General features: G+C 63.2%; 17 protein-coding genes. 5 read left to right on the forward strand and 12 right to left on the reverse strand.

Annotated elements, in window-relative coordinates:
- Positions 1 to 67 precede the first annotated feature (67 nt).
- Complete coding sequence (locus tag ACV095_RS18910; RefSeq protein ID WP_134165965.1) at positions 68 to 454, forward strand: hypothetical protein; 387 nt, start codon at positions 68 to 70, stop codon at positions 452 to 454.
- A gap of 40 nt (positions 455 to 494) precedes the next feature.
- A complete protein-coding gene (locus ACV095_RS18915) occupies positions 495 to 1,127 on the forward strand; it encodes a suppressor of fused domain protein (protein ID WP_134165963.1) in 633 nt (210 codons plus the stop codon).
- 155 nt (positions 1,128 to 1,282) lie between these two features.
- Here the strand turns inward: ACV095_RS18915 and ACV095_RS18920 are convergent, their stop codons facing one another.
- Positions 1,283 to 2,071, reverse strand: a complete 789-nt coding sequence (locus ACV095_RS18920; RefSeq protein ID WP_134165961.1) for a hypothetical protein — start codon at positions 2,069 to 2,071, stop codon at positions 1,283 to 1,285.
- Between the two features lie 166 nt (positions 2,072 to 2,237).
- Positions 2,238 to 2,873, reverse strand: a complete 636-nt coding sequence (locus tag ACV095_RS18925) for a hypothetical protein (protein ID WP_478222483.1) — start codon at positions 2,871 to 2,873, stop codon at positions 2,238 to 2,240.
- Between the two features lie 21 nt (positions 2,874 to 2,894).
- On the opposite strand from ACV095_RS18925, the gene ACV095_RS18930 reads away from it, so the two are divergent.
- On the forward strand, positions 2,895 to 3,179 hold the full coding sequence (locus ACV095_RS18930) for a hypothetical protein (protein ID WP_134165959.1): 285 nt from the start codon (positions 2,895 to 2,897) through the stop codon (positions 3,177 to 3,179).
- 59 nt (positions 3,180 to 3,238) lie between these two features.
- Here the strand turns inward: ACV095_RS18930 and ACV095_RS18935 are convergent, their stop codons facing one another.
- Positions 3,239 to 3,793, reverse strand: a complete 555-nt coding sequence (locus tag ACV095_RS18935; protein WP_478222484.1) for a suppressor of fused domain protein — start codon at positions 3,791 to 3,793, stop codon at positions 3,239 to 3,241.
- Positions 3,794 to 4,229: 436 nt separating this feature from the next.
- Here ACV095_RS18935 and ACV095_RS18940 point away from each other — a divergent pair, with 436 nt between their 5' ends.
- Entirely contained in the window at positions 4,230 to 4,646 is a 417-nt protein-coding gene (locus ACV095_RS18940) for a hypothetical protein (protein WP_134166166.1), read from the forward strand.
- A 55-nt stretch (positions 4,647 to 4,701) separates the two neighbouring features.
- Here the strand turns inward: ACV095_RS18940 and ACV095_RS18945 are convergent, their stop codons facing one another.
- The 5 genes from ACV095_RS18945 to ACV095_RS18965 all read right to left on the reverse strand — a co-directional run bounded on the left by ACV095_RS18945 (position 4,702) and on the right by ACV095_RS18965 (position 11,222).
- Positions 4,702 to 6,426 (reverse strand): IS30 family transposase, encoded by a 1,725-nt coding sequence (locus tag ACV095_RS18945; RefSeq protein ID WP_134166168.1) that lies wholly within the window; start codon positions 6,424 to 6,426, stop codon positions 4,702 to 4,704.
- A 198-nt stretch (positions 6,427 to 6,624) separates the two neighbouring features.
- Positions 6,625 to 7,446, reverse strand: a complete 822-nt coding sequence (locus ACV095_RS18950; RefSeq protein ID WP_056388260.1) for a class I SAM-dependent methyltransferase — start codon at positions 7,444 to 7,446, stop codon at positions 6,625 to 6,627.
- Positions 7,447 to 7,616: 170 nt separating this feature from the next.
- Positions 7,617 to 8,084 (reverse strand): DUF3237 domain-containing protein, encoded by a 468-nt coding sequence (locus tag ACV095_RS18955; protein WP_056388262.1) that lies wholly within the window; start codon positions 8,082 to 8,084, stop codon positions 7,617 to 7,619.
- Positions 8,081 to 9,826, reverse strand: coding sequence for a CocE/NonD family hydrolase (locus tag ACV095_RS18960; RefSeq protein ID WP_478222485.1), 1,746 nt, complete (start codon positions 9,824 to 9,826; stop codon positions 8,081 to 8,083). The genes ACV095_RS18955 and ACV095_RS18960 overlap by 4 nt, the downstream gene beginning before the upstream one ends.
- Before the next feature lie 28 nt (positions 9,827 to 9,854).
- Complete coding sequence (locus ACV095_RS18965) at positions 9,855 to 11,222, reverse strand: MFS transporter (protein ID WP_478222486.1); 1,368 nt, start codon at positions 11,220 to 11,222, stop codon at positions 9,855 to 9,857.
- 177 nt (positions 11,223 to 11,399) lie between these two features.
- Here ACV095_RS18965 and ACV095_RS18970 point away from each other — a divergent pair, with 177 nt between their 5' ends.
- Positions 11,400 to 12,335 carry a PaaX family transcriptional regulator gene (locus tag ACV095_RS18970; protein WP_478222487.1) on the forward strand — a complete coding sequence of 312 codons (936 nt, stop codon included), beginning with the start codon at positions 11,400 to 11,402 and terminating at the stop codon, positions 12,333 to 12,335.
- Between the two features lie 77 nt (positions 12,336 to 12,412).
- On the opposite strand, the gene manD is transcribed toward ACV095_RS18970, so the two are convergent.
- From manD to dgoD, 4 genes are all read right to left on the reverse strand, one after another.
- On the reverse strand, positions 12,413 to 13,642 hold the full coding sequence (gene manD, locus ACV095_RS18975; RefSeq protein ID WP_478222488.1) for a D-mannonate dehydratase ManD: 1,230 nt from the start codon (positions 13,640 to 13,642) through the stop codon (positions 12,413 to 12,415).
- 61 nt (positions 13,643 to 13,703) lie between these two features.
- Complete coding sequence (locus ACV095_RS18980) at positions 13,704 to 14,675, reverse strand: sugar kinase (protein WP_478222489.1); 972 nt, start codon at positions 14,673 to 14,675, stop codon at positions 13,704 to 13,706.
- Positions 14,672 to 15,355, reverse strand: a complete 684-nt coding sequence (locus tag ACV095_RS18985; RefSeq protein ID WP_478222490.1) for a bifunctional 4-hydroxy-2-oxoglutarate aldolase/2-dehydro-3-deoxy-phosphogluconate aldolase — start codon at positions 15,353 to 15,355, stop codon at positions 14,672 to 14,674. Before ACV095_RS18985 ends, ACV095_RS18980 begins: the two co-directional genes overlap by 4 nt.
- 5 nt (positions 15,356 to 15,360) lie before the next feature.
- The gene (gene dgoD / locus ACV095_RS18990) at positions 15,361 to 16,509 is read right to left on the reverse strand and encodes a galactonate dehydratase (RefSeq protein WP_018770859.1); all 1,149 of its coding nucleotides are present in this window, start codon (positions 16,507 to 16,509) and stop codon (positions 15,361 to 15,363) included.
- Between the last annotated feature and the right edge of the window lie 3 nt (positions 16,510 to 16,512).

Raw genomic sequence — 16,512 nt, forward strand, 5'->3', positions numbered from 1 at the left:
CGTTCAGGGCCGCGGCCTGATTGCCGACTATTCTTCCTTCAACGCGAAAGAACTTCTTGGGGGATATATGAAAAACATGGCACCTGTTCTGCTTGTCACCAACCAAGCGGAATGGGAGAAGCAATATGGCCAGTACAAGCGCAAAGCTAAGCGCCTAAGGGCGATCTACGGACTTCTCGTACTTCCGTGGATGGGTGCCGCGCTCTACTTGGCCGGAGTGCTTTACCCCCTGCTCAGGGGAGACATTGCATTTGGTCACCCCAGTTACTACGAGTATCGGGCAGCAGCCGACACAGCTATCCTCATCTTCTTAGGGTCCTTTGTGTCGTACTGCGTGGCCGGCTTCTTCTACATGCGTTGGACCCGAAAAGCCCACCTTGCCCTCGGCCTTCAGGCTGACGGTTACTTTGCCGAGGTTCGCGAGGTCTCCACCGAAGACAGCCTCAATGCATAAGCCATCCTCTACCGAACGATGAGCGCCGAGGGATGGTTAGATGAAACTCATGGGGAGCATTTCGGTGGTTGAGGAACTGCGTGAGCACTACGTTTCAGTGGTCGGCTCCGAGCCGGAGTACCACGCTATGCGCACCCGCTCAGGGGAATCTGTCGGCGTCTTCGAGTGGCCAAAAGGCACGAGCCGGATGGGCGTCCACCTATATGCTGCGGTTGGTGCCACCCGCCATGGCCCGGGAGCCGGGAAGCACGCCGTTGAGCTATTCGTGGGGGTGGAGCCTGGATCCGAAGCGGTAAAAGAGGCATTCGCCAACATGGTCTTGAGCGTCCTCAAAAGCAACACAGTGCCTCAACACGGCGTCTTTGTCGCAGGTAATTGGAAAGTCATAAAGGGACGGAAATTCACGGGATGGGTGCTAACCGAACGACCCGATGACCTGATCCCAGAACTCCAACTGGCGAACGGCCGACACGTAGTGTTCCTCGACGCCTTGCCGGTCTTTCCCGAGGAAGCCGACTACAGGCACGGTAACCGATCCGAGAAGCTCTTCGGAATCTGGGAAGAGGCCTGCGTTAAATCTTGGGACCTGGACAGAGACTTGCCAACGGGGATAGAAAGACGCTCATTCCTTCGCTGGCCCTCGAGGGCACAGCGCAATGAAAGCTCCTCATAACTAAGCTGCGACCCGACTCCCCTAGGGGCTAGAGGGTAGAGGTGCCGTCCGGTAAAGGATCCTTTATCGGACGCCGGCGCGCTGGAGTCTAAGGGGTGCTTGCTGCTTTCCTTGCCAAAGCGTGAGCCGCTGTCTGATGGCTCAAAACCCCCGATTCAGTGTGCTGAGTCGGGAAACCAATCAAGCGTTTCGATGTCAGGGTGTTCCCTTACTTGTTGAATAAGCGCCCGGCTTCCGAAAATTTTGCTTCCCATCAGGTCGTAGTCGCTCCAGACAAGCCAAGCCCGGTTTTCGGGCCACCATAGTTCAGGAGTGACCCGGTCGTTCGGATCGGAAACAGTCAGTAAATTGCTGACCATGCCGGGGAGTTCAAAGCTGAGCGCGTAGCGAATACCCTCTGGGTCCCCAGGAACAGCTAGGTAGCCTGAGGAGTCCATATAGGAAAGCACTCCGTGCATGCGCGTAGTTGTCGTCTGCGCCGCAAGTATCGGTATCAATTTTTCCAGCTCGAGTTGGCTCATTGACCCCTCAGCAGGAACAACGAAGGCATCTTCGGTTGCGGCCTCGAACAGCGGGCCATCTATGACTGCCTCCCAACCATCACAAGGAGGAGCTTCGCCCCGCTCGGACAAAGGCCCCCGTAAAGCAACCCCCTTTGCCTCAGCGACGTCCTTCCAAAGTACCCGCCGCCATCCGTGCGGAGGTCGAGGAGAAAATCCTTGGCCTGGCCAGAACTCACCCAAATCGTCAGCGTTCACGCCGATCGGACACACGTACTGAGCGTGCAAAATCCAGGTGCTGTCCTCACTCCCATGAGGCAGAACGTGCCCTGCCGCAAAGGGATACATCAGGAAAACGTCAGGATCCAGCCAGTCGATGAACGGCTCAGCCGGCCCTATCCATTGCCAGCCCGATGGCAGCTTCCTTAATTCCGAGGTCCCCATCCACAGAATCTAACACCCGATATGCCGGGCATCTGATGCAGTCAGAGGAGCATTAAGGATCTTTGGGGAGTGGCTTTCGAGATGGTATTCCTGCCCGGAAGGGGATCCTTCACCGCGCATTGACTCCCATGTTCATGAGGGGACGTAGGAGGACTTTGGCTTTTCTTTAGCTCCAGGCGTCCACGCCTGGTGGAGGCGCAAACGAGTTGGTCACTTCAGTTAATTGGTAGATGCGCTCTATTTCACTTTTCCTGTATTTGCTCACACGAATTGGCTCCAGAGACTGACAGTTCTCCAGGACGTTTAGTTTGCCGTCCTCGGGAAGCACCCCAAAGAGCTCGAGGTGAGCGAGATGCGGCAGCCCAGTTAGAGGGGCCAGCGAATGCACAATCGTCTTCTTCCCAGATGAGTTCCAGCTCGGGAGTGTGCTGAGCCTGATTGTCTTCAGTCTCTGCAACTGACCGAGGGGGCCTAGATCGGAGACCTTCGGCATGTGCATGACTCTTAGATACTCGAGCTGGCTCAGACTGTGCAGGGGCGTCAGGTCAGCGTCTGGATACGTCGCAATGACAAGCGTTTTTAGATTGGTGAAAGTTGAGAGGCTTTCCAGCGACTTGTATTTGCAATGCCACGCGCGCAGGGCGGTCACGTCAGACGGAGTCGGGTGCACCGGCATGGACCGAGCCTCGTCTCTCATGAAATCAGCGATCATCATGTAACCGTAGTGGAAATCGAGCACCTTCAGGGACGACGCTAGGGCGGCCTTCAAAGTCCTTGCGGCCAAGCACTGGGTTGGCCGCATGCGCACCTCCCCAGCCGCCTGATGATGAACAATCGCAACGTCCGCCTTGCCAAGAAGGTGCTGAAGGCCATCAAAAATCTAGAAAACGGAACCAGCACGCTTGCTGAAACCCAGTCGGTCCTAGAGAACGTTGCCCCTCTCTTTGAGAACGACGGTTCAGGCCTAGAGCATGCCATGCGTCTCGCTGCAGCTGACCTTGAAGAGATCCAGTTCACCACCCTGCGCGACGAGCAAGTGCCGGCAGGGATTTTCCGCCTCGACAATCTGCGTACAGCAGTCCAGATCGCAGACATCGATCCTGCCTGAAGCGTCCCGACGAACGATCCCTGGCTGGGATCGGGGGTGTTGCTTGCGGCGATGAGAAGTCAGACTGCCGGGGGCCGTCCTACATCGTATGGGTCCCAGCCGAGCTGCCAGAAGGCCTCTAGCCCGTGATTATGAATGAAGAGGCGCTCGGCTTCGTGAATCGGGTAGAGGCCGCAAATGTTGATTGGCCTGGTCTCTCCAACGTTGATGTCGGCGAAGTCGACACGGTCCAGAACGGCTGGTGCAAAGATGACGAACGCTGTCATTTCAGAGTCGGGGGCGATCCTCTCGCCTAGGTTTATCGTGTCTCCGTAATGGAACGGGTTGTCTCCGCGTTGAGTTTCTCCGATGTGTCCAAGCACCAGCGGCCACCGAAGGTCATCGGACCTTACACTGATACAAAGCTCAGGTTTGCCGAGTCGCCAGTGGGGATGATCGGCCAAGCTGACGCCGTAAGTGATTCCGGTCAGCATCCCAGGTCCAGGAACGTCGTCGTAGACGACCACCGTCACGCGGGGTAAGACTCGGCTCCCCTCGAACGGAAAGAAGCGGGGCTCAATTCCGCCGCTTATATTGTCCAGGTGGGAGAAGAACTGCTCTACGCGAGTGGGCACCACGCCACACTAACAATCAAACACCTCGCATCAGGAAGCGAAGCAACTGTCGCTTGAATGGTGGTCCAGCCGGCTCTGCAATACGTAATCCCGGGACGGTGAGGCGTCCGTAAGGCGGTCCTCCACCGACCGCCATTCAAGGCCCAATAGCCCGCGTCAAAATTCCCGGCGTTCAAGGGTTCCCAGATTCCCGTAAGACCCGCCCGCAAAACTGCCCGGTGGAGGTGCGGCGGATTCAAGTGGTCGACGCAACAACGGGCTACTTTCGGGCTCTGTCGCCCTGTGGTTGAAGTCTACGAGAGTACGAAGGGGAGCTATAGAACGGCCCCCTGGATAGGCTGCGCAAAGAGGTTATCCCTCATTAGAAAGATCGCCTGTAGATTCGGTACCGGGACGTCCAAAGAACACGTCCTTCCGCAATGAAGGGGGCGTTGTCGTGGGCCTTGATGGTTACAAGGGAAAACCAATCGTGGAGATAACTGAGCACTGGCGATCGCCCTTAGGTGCCAGCGCCGCCATCGAAGCCATTGCGGGATCGTTCGCTAAGTCACGCGCGAAGGTTGAAATCGACGGCGGAGCGGTACGTATCCGTGCTGGCTCTAATTGGTTTTATAGGATCCTCGGAAACCTCCTTTCAGGCGAGAAAGTTCTTCCAGTTGCCCTGGAGGTTACGGCGACAGCAATCGATGACGGGTGCAAGCTTCAGGCACGCGCTTTTGACACTTTCGGGTGGCGTTTGACGGACCGAACTTTTTTCGGCGCAGAACAGTCTTTTAGGAATCGCCTTGAAGATCTACTGAAGAGTGCTGCCACTGCAGGCCACGTTGTGAACCGGAGGATAGGGGCAGACTGACGGGACGCGAGAGAGGCGTCGCCAGTCGGCAGCTGGAGGCTCTTGGCGCGGGAGCCTATCCGTCCGTCGAGAATTGAAAGATTGCTGCCGGAGTGAGGTAGCCGAGGCTTTTGCGTGGCCTGCTGTTCAGCTCGACGCAGACCTGTTTGACGTGGACCTCTGAATGGACGGAGAGATCCGTACCCTTTGGGAAGTATTGGCGCGCGAGGCCATTAAAGTTCTCATTCGCGCCGCGTTGCCAGGGGCTGGACCGCTCCGCGAAGTAGATCCGCAGTCCGGTAGCGGCCGCTAATTCCTGATGACGGGCCATTTCCACGCCTTGGTCCCAAGTCAGTGTCTGCTTCAGGTGAGCCGGCAAGCCTGAGAAGGCAGCGATGATCGCTTGGTTGGTCTGCGCTGCGGTGTGTCCGTGCGGAAGGTTGATGATGATTCCGTAGTGGGTCTTTCGTTCCCGTAAGGTGACCATAGCGGATGCGGAACCAACCCCCACGATGAGGTCACCTTCCCAGTGGCCGGCCTCTTCTTTGGCATCAACCTCTGGCGGTCTTTCGTGAATCATCGTCATGTTCTTCACGACGGAACCATGACCTGATCCTGTCCGCCAGCGGTGCTTACGAATCTTTCGCCCTGTGCGCAGGCGTGGCTTGCCAGCCGTTCTTAGCCCGCCATGATCGCCGAACAATAGTGCTTGGTAGATTGTCTCCGGACAGAGCCGCAGCGCTGGTTCAGCGGGAAATTCCAGCGCCAACCACCCGCAGATCTGCTCCGGCGACCAGTGACTGGTTAGCTTTGTTTGCACCAGTGCGTGCAGGCGTGGATTAGCGTGCAATTTCCGATCCCTCGGCCGACGTCGCTGGCTGCGCGCTTCGTGATCGGCGATATGGGGCAAGTAGCGCCCCCGGGGATCACGGTGCCGGTCAAGCTCCCGTTTGATGGTCGAGGCATGCCTCCCCAGCTCCCTGCCAATTTGCCGCAGAGAACATCCCAAGCGGAGCAGGTCCGCCATTTGAAGCCTCTCGCGCAGGCACAAGTACCTGCCCGATGGTGGTTTGAGGCTGGCCCGTGGCTGTTGCGCCCTCTGGTTCCGAAGCCTTGTCCCGATAACCCTGCTCACGCCCAACATCCTGCAGGCGGCAGCATTGGAAGCACCGGAGCCCACCAACTCCCAATATCGTGTCTCCCGTAACGCGCGTCGCTTTTGTGCTGGAGACAAAGGAGCTGCAACCCTCTCGGCAACGATCCTCGCGGTCCGAATCGCTTCCCGCTCGGCTTTCAGCAGACGTGCTTTTTCGGCTTCCAGTTCTTTTCTCCGTTGGGCTTCCCATCTAACGGTTGTCCCCGGGGACAGTCGTAACGCATCGACAACCTCTGCCAGCGGAAGTCCACTTCGCAGAGCGATGAAACGCCGGTAGACCCACCGGTACCCTGTCGTGTGCTTTACGCCTGCTGATGTTGCAGCAGCCAATACGCTCATGCCGGTGGAGTATGAGGACCAGAACGCTTCCTCAACAGCTGGGTCGACTTGGAAGTGATGGCGCCCGGAGCTTCTCAGGAAGCGTTCGTTCCATTTCTCGGCATTGCGTGACGTGAATCCCAGTTCGACCTGGGCAGCTACGTGGTCGAGGCCTTTGCTGCGGAATCGGAGGTACTCATCACGCAGCCACCGGTAACCCGTCTCCTTACCGACTCCGGTCACCCGTACTGATTCTCTGAAACTCTTGCCCTCCTTTATGAGAGCAAGAAACCTGACACCGGTGGGCGAATCGAACTGTTGATACATCGAAGGAACTCCCTGGATTGGGTGTTGCTTCGATCAACAGAATCAGGGGTGCCCTATACGCTACACACAAAGTTGCCTCGAAACCCTAGGGTTTCGAGGGACCGCACAAAGGCTGGAGCCCCGCACCACACGGCTACGAGTAAAGGCTGAAGGCCGCCGGAACCTATGAGACCCGGGCGCCAGAGCCCCGCACGCAAGTCACGGCCGCGAGCACACGAACATGACCGTCCGGATGCGCCGCTCGGCGAGGTTGGCCACCTGGTTGGCTGCCATCTGTGCGAAGCTGTCGCCAAGGAAGGTCGCGAAGGTCACCGGTGCTGGCCCTTCCCGCTGGATTTTGGCACGCATGTGCTGGAACCAGGAAAGGCTTTCGTCCGAGGAGTCGACCTCCGAGATGACGTCGAAACCTGCCGAAGGGAGGAGACGGCGCATGTCCTCCAGGGTCGCGGGAAAGCTCGTTGAGGGGTCAGCGGCCCACGGCACCGGGTAATGCACCTCCCCGCCTTCACCCTGCAGCACGTCGTAAACCACCAACCTGCCGCCCGGCCGCAGGACCCGGAAGGCCTCGGCATACAGCGCGTGCTTGTCCGGGATGTTCATCGCCACATGCACTGTCATCGCAGCATCCACAGACTCGTCCGGAAGGCCGGTGGCTGTGGCGTCCCCAACGTGGAAGCGGGTGCGGCCGGACAAGCCTGTCCACTCCGAAAGCGCCGTCGCTACCTGGCAGAACTCCGGTGTCAGGTCCACCCCTGTCACCGTGCACCCCGTCATCTCGGCGAGCGTCCGGGCGGGGCCGCCCAATCCGCTTCCGAGATCGAGCACTTGGGAATCTGCAGTAAGGCCGAGCGCTTCGATGATTTCCAGCGTCGCCCTGCGTCCACGGATATGGAATTCGTCGACAGCACCGAGGTCGGCCGGCCGCAGCGCCGAACGGTCCACGCCGGCCGCATCCAGGGCAGAACTGATGGCCGCCAAAAGCTGACCGGGGCCGGTATAAAAGGCCGAAACCTCATTCATGGCGCCATCCTCACACCGGGTGACGGCGGGGTCAACGGGAAGCCCTTGCCAGGTGGCGTGTTTAGTCCACACGCATCTGCCTGCCATCCCCGCCGGGGTGCATTCGGGAAACCGCTGTGGGGCGCGGAGCAGGAATGGAGCCCGGGGACGACAACCCTTCCGTAACGGCGTCAGCGGACGATGAAGACGGCGATCCTCACTGCGTCCTGGTACCGCTCGCCGGTACCGACGGCAACCACGTGGTTGAGCCACGACCATTCCCTGGACGCCGTGGAGAACCGGAGTGAACACCGGAAGTAGATGGCGGCCGGATCCACTGGTTCACCGCGGTTCAGCCGTGCGATATCGGCCGCTGAGCCGTGCCGGACGGCGCTGTTGTGCACGTGGATCAATGCCCCGTCCTCCGCCTCGACAACGTAGCGGGCATCAAGCTCGGTGAGTTCCGGGCTGTGCAGGGTCTGGAAATCCGCGCCGCCGGGCAGCACCGTGCCGCGGAGGGCGAGCCCCGTCATCGTTCCGCCGGTGATCGGTATGATCCTGCGGTGGCCGGTGGGGGCGGGCCCAACATCAATGGGTGTTTCCACCGTTACGTTCAGCTCCGTCAGGAACTCCAGGCGCGGCCGTAAAGGTGCGCTCACAGCAGGCCCACTGTCAGGCGGCTGGGGTGGGAGGCGCCAACGTGGATACGCTGGTTGGCGGTCACGGCAACTCCCGATTCGTAGGCCAGTTTGCCGGTGTTGAGGTTGCGGTCCCAGCGCGGGTGGCAGCTCGACGTGACCTGGACGCGCAGGCGCTCCCCGGGGGCGAGCGTCAGAGCCGTCTCCCAAAGGCTGATGGTGTACTCGTAGACCTGGCCTGGCTCGATGGGAGACGGCGGATGCCCTTCCTCGAACAGCCCGGTTTCCGCATAGGCATCGCGCCAGGACGCCCGGACGATCCCGTCGGCAATCCCCAGGGAAACCCCGTCCGCTGACACCCTGCAAAGCCGGACCACCCAGTCCGTGTCCACGGCACTGGAAGATGCAAACAAGGTGGCGGTGACGGCACCGAAGATGGTGGTGGTTTCGGTGAAGGGCTCCGTGGTGAAGACGGCGACGTCGGTGCGCGCCTCGACGGCGTCCTGCCGCGCCGGACCCGCGGGAAAGGCGCCGGCGAGCATGGTGGCCCCGCCCGTAGTGGGCACGGGATCCAGGGGGTCGTAGGCGTACTCAACGTTTCCGTCCACACCCGCCTGGTCCAGCAGGTCCCCCTCGGCGGAAAGGAACCACGACCTCTGCCCGGCGGGAACCGGCAGTTCATCAAAGCCGCGCCAGCGGTTCTCGCCCAGGAAATACAGCAGCACCTTAGGGACCGCGGCGATGGCCGCTCCGTCCTCCTTGAGGACGGCGTCGAACCAGGCCGTGTGGAGGGACGACAGATCTCCCCGGCCATCGACGATGCCGGAGGACGCGGCTGCGCCGAAGTGGATGTCCGGGTACCCGCCCGTGAGGTTGGTGTGTGTCCAGGGGCCAAGGATGAGGCGGGGTTCAATGCCGGGGAAGGTCTTGCTGAGGACCGCCTGGCGGCGGTACTGGTCCAGCGTGTTCGGGGCGAAGATATCGAACCAGCCGCCGATGTGCAGCGTTGGCAGCGGCACCGCCGCATCGGAAGCGGCATCCCACAACCGGCAGAAATCACTCCCCGGCCCCTCCCCCGCGGACGGGGTGACCTCGTTGCGAAGGAAGGTGCCCAGCCTGGGTTCCAGGTCCCGCAGCGGGAGGACTCCGTAGCAGGAACCATCGGCAAATCCAGTGTCCAGGGCAAGCCATTCCTGGAGCTCCTTCGCGCGCCGCTCGGGATCGTCAGCATGTTCCCGCATCAGTTCATTCAGGGAAATCGAGGCGTGCCCCCAGGCCAGGCGGCTGCCCAGCTCATGGGCACCGCCCCTGTACAGCGCACCGTTGTTGGCGTTGCCGCCCGCCGAGACCCCCGGCGCCAGGGCCTTGAGCGCTGCCGGGGACTGCCGGGCGGCACGCCACTGGGTTTCCGCGAAGTAGGACCGGCCCCACATGCCCACCCTGCCGTTGGACCACGGAAGGCGCGCGGCCCACTCCACTGTTGTGGCGCCGTCGGACGCTTCATTGACCGAAGGCTCAAACCTGCCGTCCGAGCCGAACCTGCCGCGGCAGTCCTGCATCACCACCACGTACCCGGCCGCCGCAACGGTCAGCGGATTGAAGTACGCCGAGTTGACCGCCAGGTCCCGCCCGTAGGGCGTGCGCGTGAGCAGCACCGGGAAGGTTTCATCCGGCGCGTCCGGCCGGTAGACGGTGGACCGGAGGATGGTTCCGTCGGTCATGGTTGCTTCAACATCGCCGTCGACGACGACAAGGTAGCGCACGTGGGTGCCTTTCGTTTGGGTGGGGGTGCTAGGCCGCGGAGGCGGGTTGCTTGCCGATGTCTTCGGTCCGGGTCCGGTAGGTCTCCTTGACCCACACGGCGGTCACGACGGCGGAGACGAGGCAGCAGGCGGCCGTGAAAAAGGCAACGGGCAGCCACCCGTCAGGGCCGGGCTGGACGATGGCGGCGGCAATGGCGGGAGCAAAGCCGGTGACGACGAGCCCCAGCTGGGAGGCAGTGGCAGCTCCGGTGTAGCGGATCCTGGTTTCGAACATTTCCGCGGTCATGGATGGGCCAAGCGGGTTGACCATGCCGTAGCCGACGGTCATGAAGAGGATGGCCGTGGCAAAGATCAGCGGGATGGAGCCGGCGCTGATCGACCAGAAGAACGCGAACACCGACGCCGCGCAGACGATGTTGCCGGTGATGAACACCGGTTTACGTCCGATCCGGTCGGCCAGGATGCCTGCGTACGGCTGGACGACGATGCCCAGGGCCGCGGTGACGATAGTGACGGTGAGCATGACGGCCGCGGGGACTCCGAGCTTGCCGGCGTAGGCAAGACCGAAGGCCGCGAACACCGAGGAAACGACGCTCCAGAGACCGAACAGGATCACCTTGAGGATGGTGGCCCAATGGTCGCGCAGGACCACCTTGATGGGCAGTTCCTGGGCGCCCGCAGATTCCTTGGCGGCCTCGAACACTTCCGATTCCGGGAGGCGGAGCCTGATGTACAGGCCCACCACGACAACCAGGATGCTGGCAAGGAACGGCAGGCGCCATCCCCATGCGAGCAAATCGTCCTGCGGCAGCAGCGATACCGCAAGGAACGCGAGCGACGCCAGCATGATGCCGGCCACCGCTCCCGTGTTGACCCAGCTGGCGTAGAAGGCCCTCCTGTGGGTAGGGGCGTGTTCCATGGTCATGGTCACGGCACCCACGGACTCGCCGGCGGCCGAAGCCCCCTGCAGTGCGCGCAGGAGTACCAGCAGGATCGGGGCGGCGGCGCCGATCACCGACACGGGCGGAAGGCAGCCGATCAGGAACGTGGCGACTCCCATGAGGACCAGGGTCAGGACCAGCATCTGGCGGCGGCCTATGCGGTCACCAAAGTGGCCAATCACGCCGGCGGCCAGGGGCCGCACCACGTAGCCGATGCCGATCGTGGCCATGGAAAGGACCATGCCCAGGGATGGGTCGATGCCGGGAAAGAAGATTTTGTTGAATATCAACGCCGAAGCAGAGCCGTAGATGAAGAAGTCGTAGTACTCGAGGGTGCTGCCAATGAAGCTTGCGGCAGCGGCACGGCGGGCGTTGGCGTTGCCCTTGGAAGCTGTGGCGGGGACGGAAACGGTGTCCGGTGACAACGGCGTCAGCGGACCGGGACCTGCGGTCATTGCGGATCTCCTGGAAAGTTTTGAAGCAGGGCCTGACTCGCTCCTGCGGCGGGAAAAGCTACCGGCGCGGGGTGTGGGCCGGATCACTTGGATAGATATTATGCGCTTATCGCAACGGCCGTCAAGAAAACTGCAAGGTTCAATTTGCCGTTCCCTCTCCTCCTGAGAAGATGGACCGTGACCAGCAACCTCCACGTCCACTCCGGCGACTCCGCCGCACACCGCGTTGCCGCCGAGCAGGTCAATTTCCCGCGGCCGTTGAAGGGATCCGCTTCCCAGCACCTGGTGGTGACGATGATGGCGGACTATTGGCGGGAGTACACCGGATGGCTGCCCTCACGACTGATCGTGGCCCTGGCGGGAGCACTGGGCGTCAGCGCGTCGGCCGCCTCTACGGCGCTGAGCCGCCTGGCCGGACGCGGGGTGCTGGAACAGTCGAGCGCGGGACGAACGTCCCGTTACCGCTTCACGCCGGAAGCCCAGGCCCGCCTCGACGTGGGTGTGGGCCAGGTCAGTGGTTTCGGTTCCGAGGACCGCCGGTGGGACAGAATGTGGACTGTCATGGCCTTCACCGTTCCCGAGAGTTCCAGGGAGGTGCGTGACCTGCTCCGCAGCCGGCTCAAGTGGCTTGGTTTCGCTCCGCTGTACGGCGCGGTCTGGGTTTCCGCGTGGGACACGGTGCAGGATCTGGAGGACTCCTGCCGGCATCTGGGCGTGGACAACTATGCCATCTTCCGCACGCCTGAGGAGGAACTACGCGGCCGGCCGTTGATCGAGGCCTGGGACCTGAACGAACTCCGCGGGCAGTACGCACCCTTTATCGATGCCTACCGTGGGAAGGCCCAGACACTTGACGCCCAGCGCCTGAGCGGGGAGGAGGCCTTCCGGCTGAGGACCGAGGTGATGGATGCGTGGCGCGCTTTCCCCTGGGAGGACCCGGGCTTGCCTCCGGACCTGTTGCCCCACGATTTTCCACTGTTCGAGGCGCGCCGAATTTTCGTCACCCTCTACAACTCACTGATGGAGAGGGCTGCCTCCTACGCGGAGGAGACGGTAGCCCGGCTCGCCCCCGAACTCGCCGGGGAGAGCCGGGCCTTCCGGCTCAAGGGTTAGGGCGCCCCCGCAAGCAGCGGCTTGCAGGTCGTGGCCAGCCTCACGCGTCGTGGCGGTCCTTGCCAGTCGTGGCGGTCTTACCAGTCGTGGACGGTGCCGTCGACGAGGCGGTTGTAGGGCAGGTAGGCCTGCTGGTAGGGGTAGGCCGCGGCGGCTTCTTCGTTGAATTCGACGCCGATGCCCGGCTTGTCGCCCGGGTGCAGGTACCCGTCCACGAACGTCATGGACTGCTCGAAGACCTCGTTGGTCTTGGCCGAGTGCTGCATGTACTCCTGGATCCCGTAGTTATGGATCGCCAACCCCACGTGCAGCTGCGCCGCGAACCCCACCGGGGAAATATCGGTCGGACCGTGGAAACCGGACTTGATCTGGTACTGCGCCGCGAAATCCATCACCTTCTTCAACGGACTGATCCCACCGAAGTGCGTGGACGCCGCCCGCACATAATCAATCAACTGCTCCTTGATCAGCGTCTGGAAGTCAAACACCGTATTGAAGATCTCCCCGATCGCCAACGGCGTGGTGGTGTGCTGCCGCACCAGGCGCAGCCCCTCCTGGTTCTCCGCCGGCGTGCAGTCCTCCAGCCAGAACAGGTCATACGGCTCCAGCGCCTTGCCCAGCTTCGCGGCCTGGATCGGCGTCATCCGGTGATGCCCGTCATGCAGCAACGGGATCTCCGGCCCAAACTCGTTCCGCACCGCCTCAAACACCGTGGGCAGGTGCCGCAGATACGCCCGGGTATCCCAGTCCTCCTCCTGCGGGAACGCACCCCGCCCGGCCGGCTCATAGTCATACCGCTCCCCCGACGCCTGCGCCTGCGCCGCCACCCCATACACGGCCTTGATCCCCGGGATCGCCGTCTGGATCCGGATCGACTTGTACCCCAACTCCAGATGCTCCCGCACCGAATCAAACAACGACTCAATATCCGCACCCGAAGCATGCCCATACGCCCGCAACCCGTTCCGCGACGCACCACCCAGCAACTGGTACACCGGCAACCCGGCCACCTTGCCCTTGATATCCCACAACGCCATATCCACCGCAGCGATCGCCGCCATCGTCACCGGACCCCGCCGCCAATACGCACTCCGGTACAGGAACTGCCACGTATCCTCAATCCGGTGCGCATCCTTGCCAATGAGCAACTGCGCCACATGTTCCTTGAGGTAGGCGGCGACGGCGAGCTCGCGGCCGTTCAGGGTGGCGTCGCCGATACCCGTCACGCCGTCGTCCGTGGTGATCCGGAGGGTCACGAAGTTTCGGGTGGGGCTGGTAACAAAGACGTCGGCGGCAATGATTTTCACAGCTGGCTTTCGGGTAGGGGCTTTGGGTAGATGGGAATTTCCCGTTGGGGTGGGCAGTTTCTCAGCGCTGGGTGCTGCCCCGGGCTGCGTCGAGCAGCGCAAGTTCATCGCGGCGCGGCAGGCCTTCCCAATCGCCGCGCGTGCTGACGGCGAAGGCGCCGGCGAGGATGCCGCGCTTGAGGCGGCCGGCGACGTCTTCGCCGTCGAGCAGGGCGGAAAGGTAACCGGCGGTGAACGCGTCCCCGGCCCCCACGGTGTCCACGCACGTCACCGGGATGGCCGGAGCTTCAAGAAGGCCGTCGGCTGTATGGACCGCGGCCCCTGCGGCGCCTCGCTTCACCACCACTTCGCTGACCCCCAAGTCCAACAGGTGCGCGGCCGCACGGGCCTCATCGGCCGGGGACGTTGCCTCCCCGCTCCCATCCGGCGGGACGGCAACCAGGTCGAGTTCGTCGTCGGACGCTATGACGATGATGGCGTGCCGGGCCAGGGGGCCGAGCACGGCTCCCGCCTGGTCCCGGGACCAAAGCTTGCTCCGGTAGTTCACATCCAGGGAGACCACCACGCCTTCAGCCGCTGCCCGTTCCGCGGCGTACTCCACCGCGTCCCGCGCTTCCGGGCTGAGTGCCGGAGTGATGCCGGTCAGGTGCAGGATCCGTGTTCCGCCATCCAGGGCCGCAGCAACCTGGCCGCGGGAGATGGTGGCTCCCGCAGATCCGGCGCGGTAGTAGAAGGCCCGGCTGAGGTCGGCGGTGCGCTGCTCCAGGAACATCACCCCGGTGCTCCGGTCCGCATGCACGGTGTGGTGCAGCTGGACGCCTTCGCCGCGCAGTTGCTTCAGGATGAACTCGCCGTGCGGGTCCGCGCCCACTGCCCCGGCCCAGGCAGCGCTGTGGCCAAGCCGTGCGACGCCGATGGCAACGTTCGATTCTGCCCCCGCCACCTGCATGTTCAGGGTGCCGCCGTTCGCCAGGGGGCCGCCGGCGCGGAGTGAGACCATGGACTCGCCGAAGGTCAGCAGGCAAACGCTCATGAAGGGGTCCCGGTTCCGGCACGGGCAGCAAATTCGGCCGCAAGGGCCAGGAAGCTGCGGGCACGTTCCCGCATTTCCGTGAGGTCGCCGCCGGAGGCTGCGCTGCCGAACAGCGGACCGCCCAGGCCGACGGCGATCGCCCCGGCTTCCCAGTACCCGGCCGCCTCGCCGAGGCCCACGCCGCCCACGGCGATGAAGGGGATGTCCGGGAAGGGATCGCGGACTGCCTTCAGGTAGCCGGGCCCGCCGATCGATGCCGGGAAAAGCTTGATGGCGGTGGCACCGCGTTCCATCGCCTCATAGGCCTCGCTGGGGGTCAGCGCGCCGGCCAGGACCGGGATGCCGGCACTGGCCGCCTCGCTGATGGAGGGGGCAAGGGAGGGGGTGACGATGAACTGGCCGCCGGCAGCGGTGACGTGTTCGACGTCGGCCTCGCTCAGGACGGTGCCGGCGCCCACCAGGCAGCCGGCCGGCGCAGCCGCGCGGACCTCGCGGATTGCCTCCAGCGCGTTGGGCGTGGTGAGGGCGATCTCCACGTACCGGAAGCCTACCTCCATGGCGGCCAGCGCCGCCTTGGCGGCAGCACCGCCGTCGTTCCCGCGGACAATGCCGACAAGCCGCGACTGCCGGATGCCGGCCAGCAGGCCGGCGGAGGTGACGGCTGGATTTTGGGATGTCATGGGATTCACCATTCTGCGAAGGATCCGTCGGGGTGGCGCCACACAGGTCCGCGCCAGGCATGGCCGCGCTTGTCCGCTGCCCGCACCACGGCCTCGTCGATTTCGACGCCCAGTCCGGGCCCGGTGAGACGCTCGATGTGGCCGTTTACGAACTTGAACGGCGTCTTGTCCACCACGTAGTCCAGGACTTCGGCGCCCTGGTTGTAGTGGATGCCGATGCTTTGTTCCTGGATGAGGAAGTTGGGCGTGGCGAAGCCCACCTGGAGGCAGGCGGCCAGCGCCAGCGGTCCCAGCGGGCAGTGCGGTGCCAGCTGGACTTCGTAGACCTCGGCCAGGGCCGCGATCTTCCGGACCTCGGTGATGCCGCCGGCATGGGAGAGGTCCGGCTGGGCCACCGCGATGCCCGCCTGCAGCGCCGGCAGGAACTCCTGCCGGCTGTACAGCCGCTCCCCAGTGGACACCGGGGTGGTGGTGGACGCGGTGAATTCCCGGAGCAGGTGGGTGTTTTCCGGCACCACGGGCTCTTCGAGGAAGAAGGGCCGGAAGGGTTCCAGCAAGGGGGCCACCCGCCTGGCGTTGGCCAGGCTGAACCGGCCGTGGAAGTCGACGGCGACGTCCCGGTGGTCGCCCAGGACCTGCCGGGCCGCGGCAACACGGCGGATGACGCCGTCGATCTCTGCCACCGACGCCACCGGGCTCATCCGTCCGCTGGCGTTCATTTTGACGGCAGTGAGGCCCACGTCCAGCTGGGCGCTGATCTGGTCCGCCACCTCGTTCGGCTCGTCGCCGCCCACCCAGCCGTACATCCGGATGCGGTCGCGGACGTGGCCGCCCAGCAGCTGGTGCACCGGAGTGTTGAAGTGCTTGCCCGCGATGTCCCACAGCGCCTGGTCCAGGCCGGAGACGGCACTGGCAAGGATGGGTCCGCCCCGGTAGAAGGACCCCTTGGTCATCACCTGCCAGTGGTCTTCGATCCGGAGGGCGTCCCGTCCGATGAGCAGCTCCGAGAGTTGCCCGACGGCGGCGCGCACCGTCTCGCTGCGTCCCTCGCAGGTGGCCTCGCCCCACCCCACGATGCCGCTTTCGGTCTCGACCCGGACAAAGAGCCAGCGGGGTGGAACAAGGAATGTTTCGATCCGGCTGATAACGGTCACGCC

It is taken from the genome of Arthrobacter sp. JDC6, from assembly GCF_056484025.1.

What these genes read in the sequence shown, in the direction of transcription:
- ACV095_RS18985 (WP_478222490.1), bottom strand. Translation starts at nt 15,355, where the DNA reads ATGACATCCCAAAATCCAGCCGTCACCTCCGCCGGCCTGCTGGCCGGC.
- ACV095_RS18965 (WP_478222486.1), bottom strand. Translation starts at nt 11,222, where the DNA reads ATGACCGCAGGTCCCGGTCCGCTGACGCCGTTGTCACCGGACACCGTT.
- ACV095_RS18945 (WP_134166168.1), bottom strand. Translation starts at nt 6,426, where the DNA reads ATGTATCAACAGTTCGATTCGCCCACCGGTGTCAGGTTTCTTGCTCTC.
- ACV095_RS18920 (WP_134165961.1), bottom strand. Translation starts at nt 2,071, where the DNA reads ATGGGGACCTCGGAATTAAGGAAGCTGCCATCGGGCTGGCAATGGATA.
- ACV095_RS18925 (WP_478222483.1), bottom strand. Translation starts at nt 2,873, where the DNA reads ATGCGGCCAACCCAGTGCTTGGCCGCAAGGACTTTGAAGGCCGCCCTA.
- ACV095_RS18950 (WP_056388260.1), bottom strand. Translation starts at nt 7,446, where the DNA reads ATGAATGAGGTTTCGGCCTTTTATACCGGCCCCGGTCAGCTTTTGGCG.
- ACV095_RS18915 (WP_134165963.1), top strand. Translation starts at nt 495, where the DNA reads ATGAAACTCATGGGGAGCATTTCGGTGGTTGAGGAACTGCGTGAGCAC.
- ACV095_RS18930 (WP_134165959.1), top strand. Translation starts at nt 2,895, where the DNA reads ATGATGAACAATCGCAACGTCCGCCTTGCCAAGAAGGTGCTGAAGGCC.
- ACV095_RS18980 (WP_478222489.1), bottom strand. Translation starts at nt 14,675, where the DNA reads ATGAGCGTTTGCCTGCTGACCTTCGGCGAGTCCATGGTCTCACTCCGC.
- ACV095_RS18910 (WP_134165965.1), top strand. Translation starts at nt 68, where the DNA reads ATGAAAAACATGGCACCTGTTCTGCTTGTCACCAACCAAGCGGAATGG.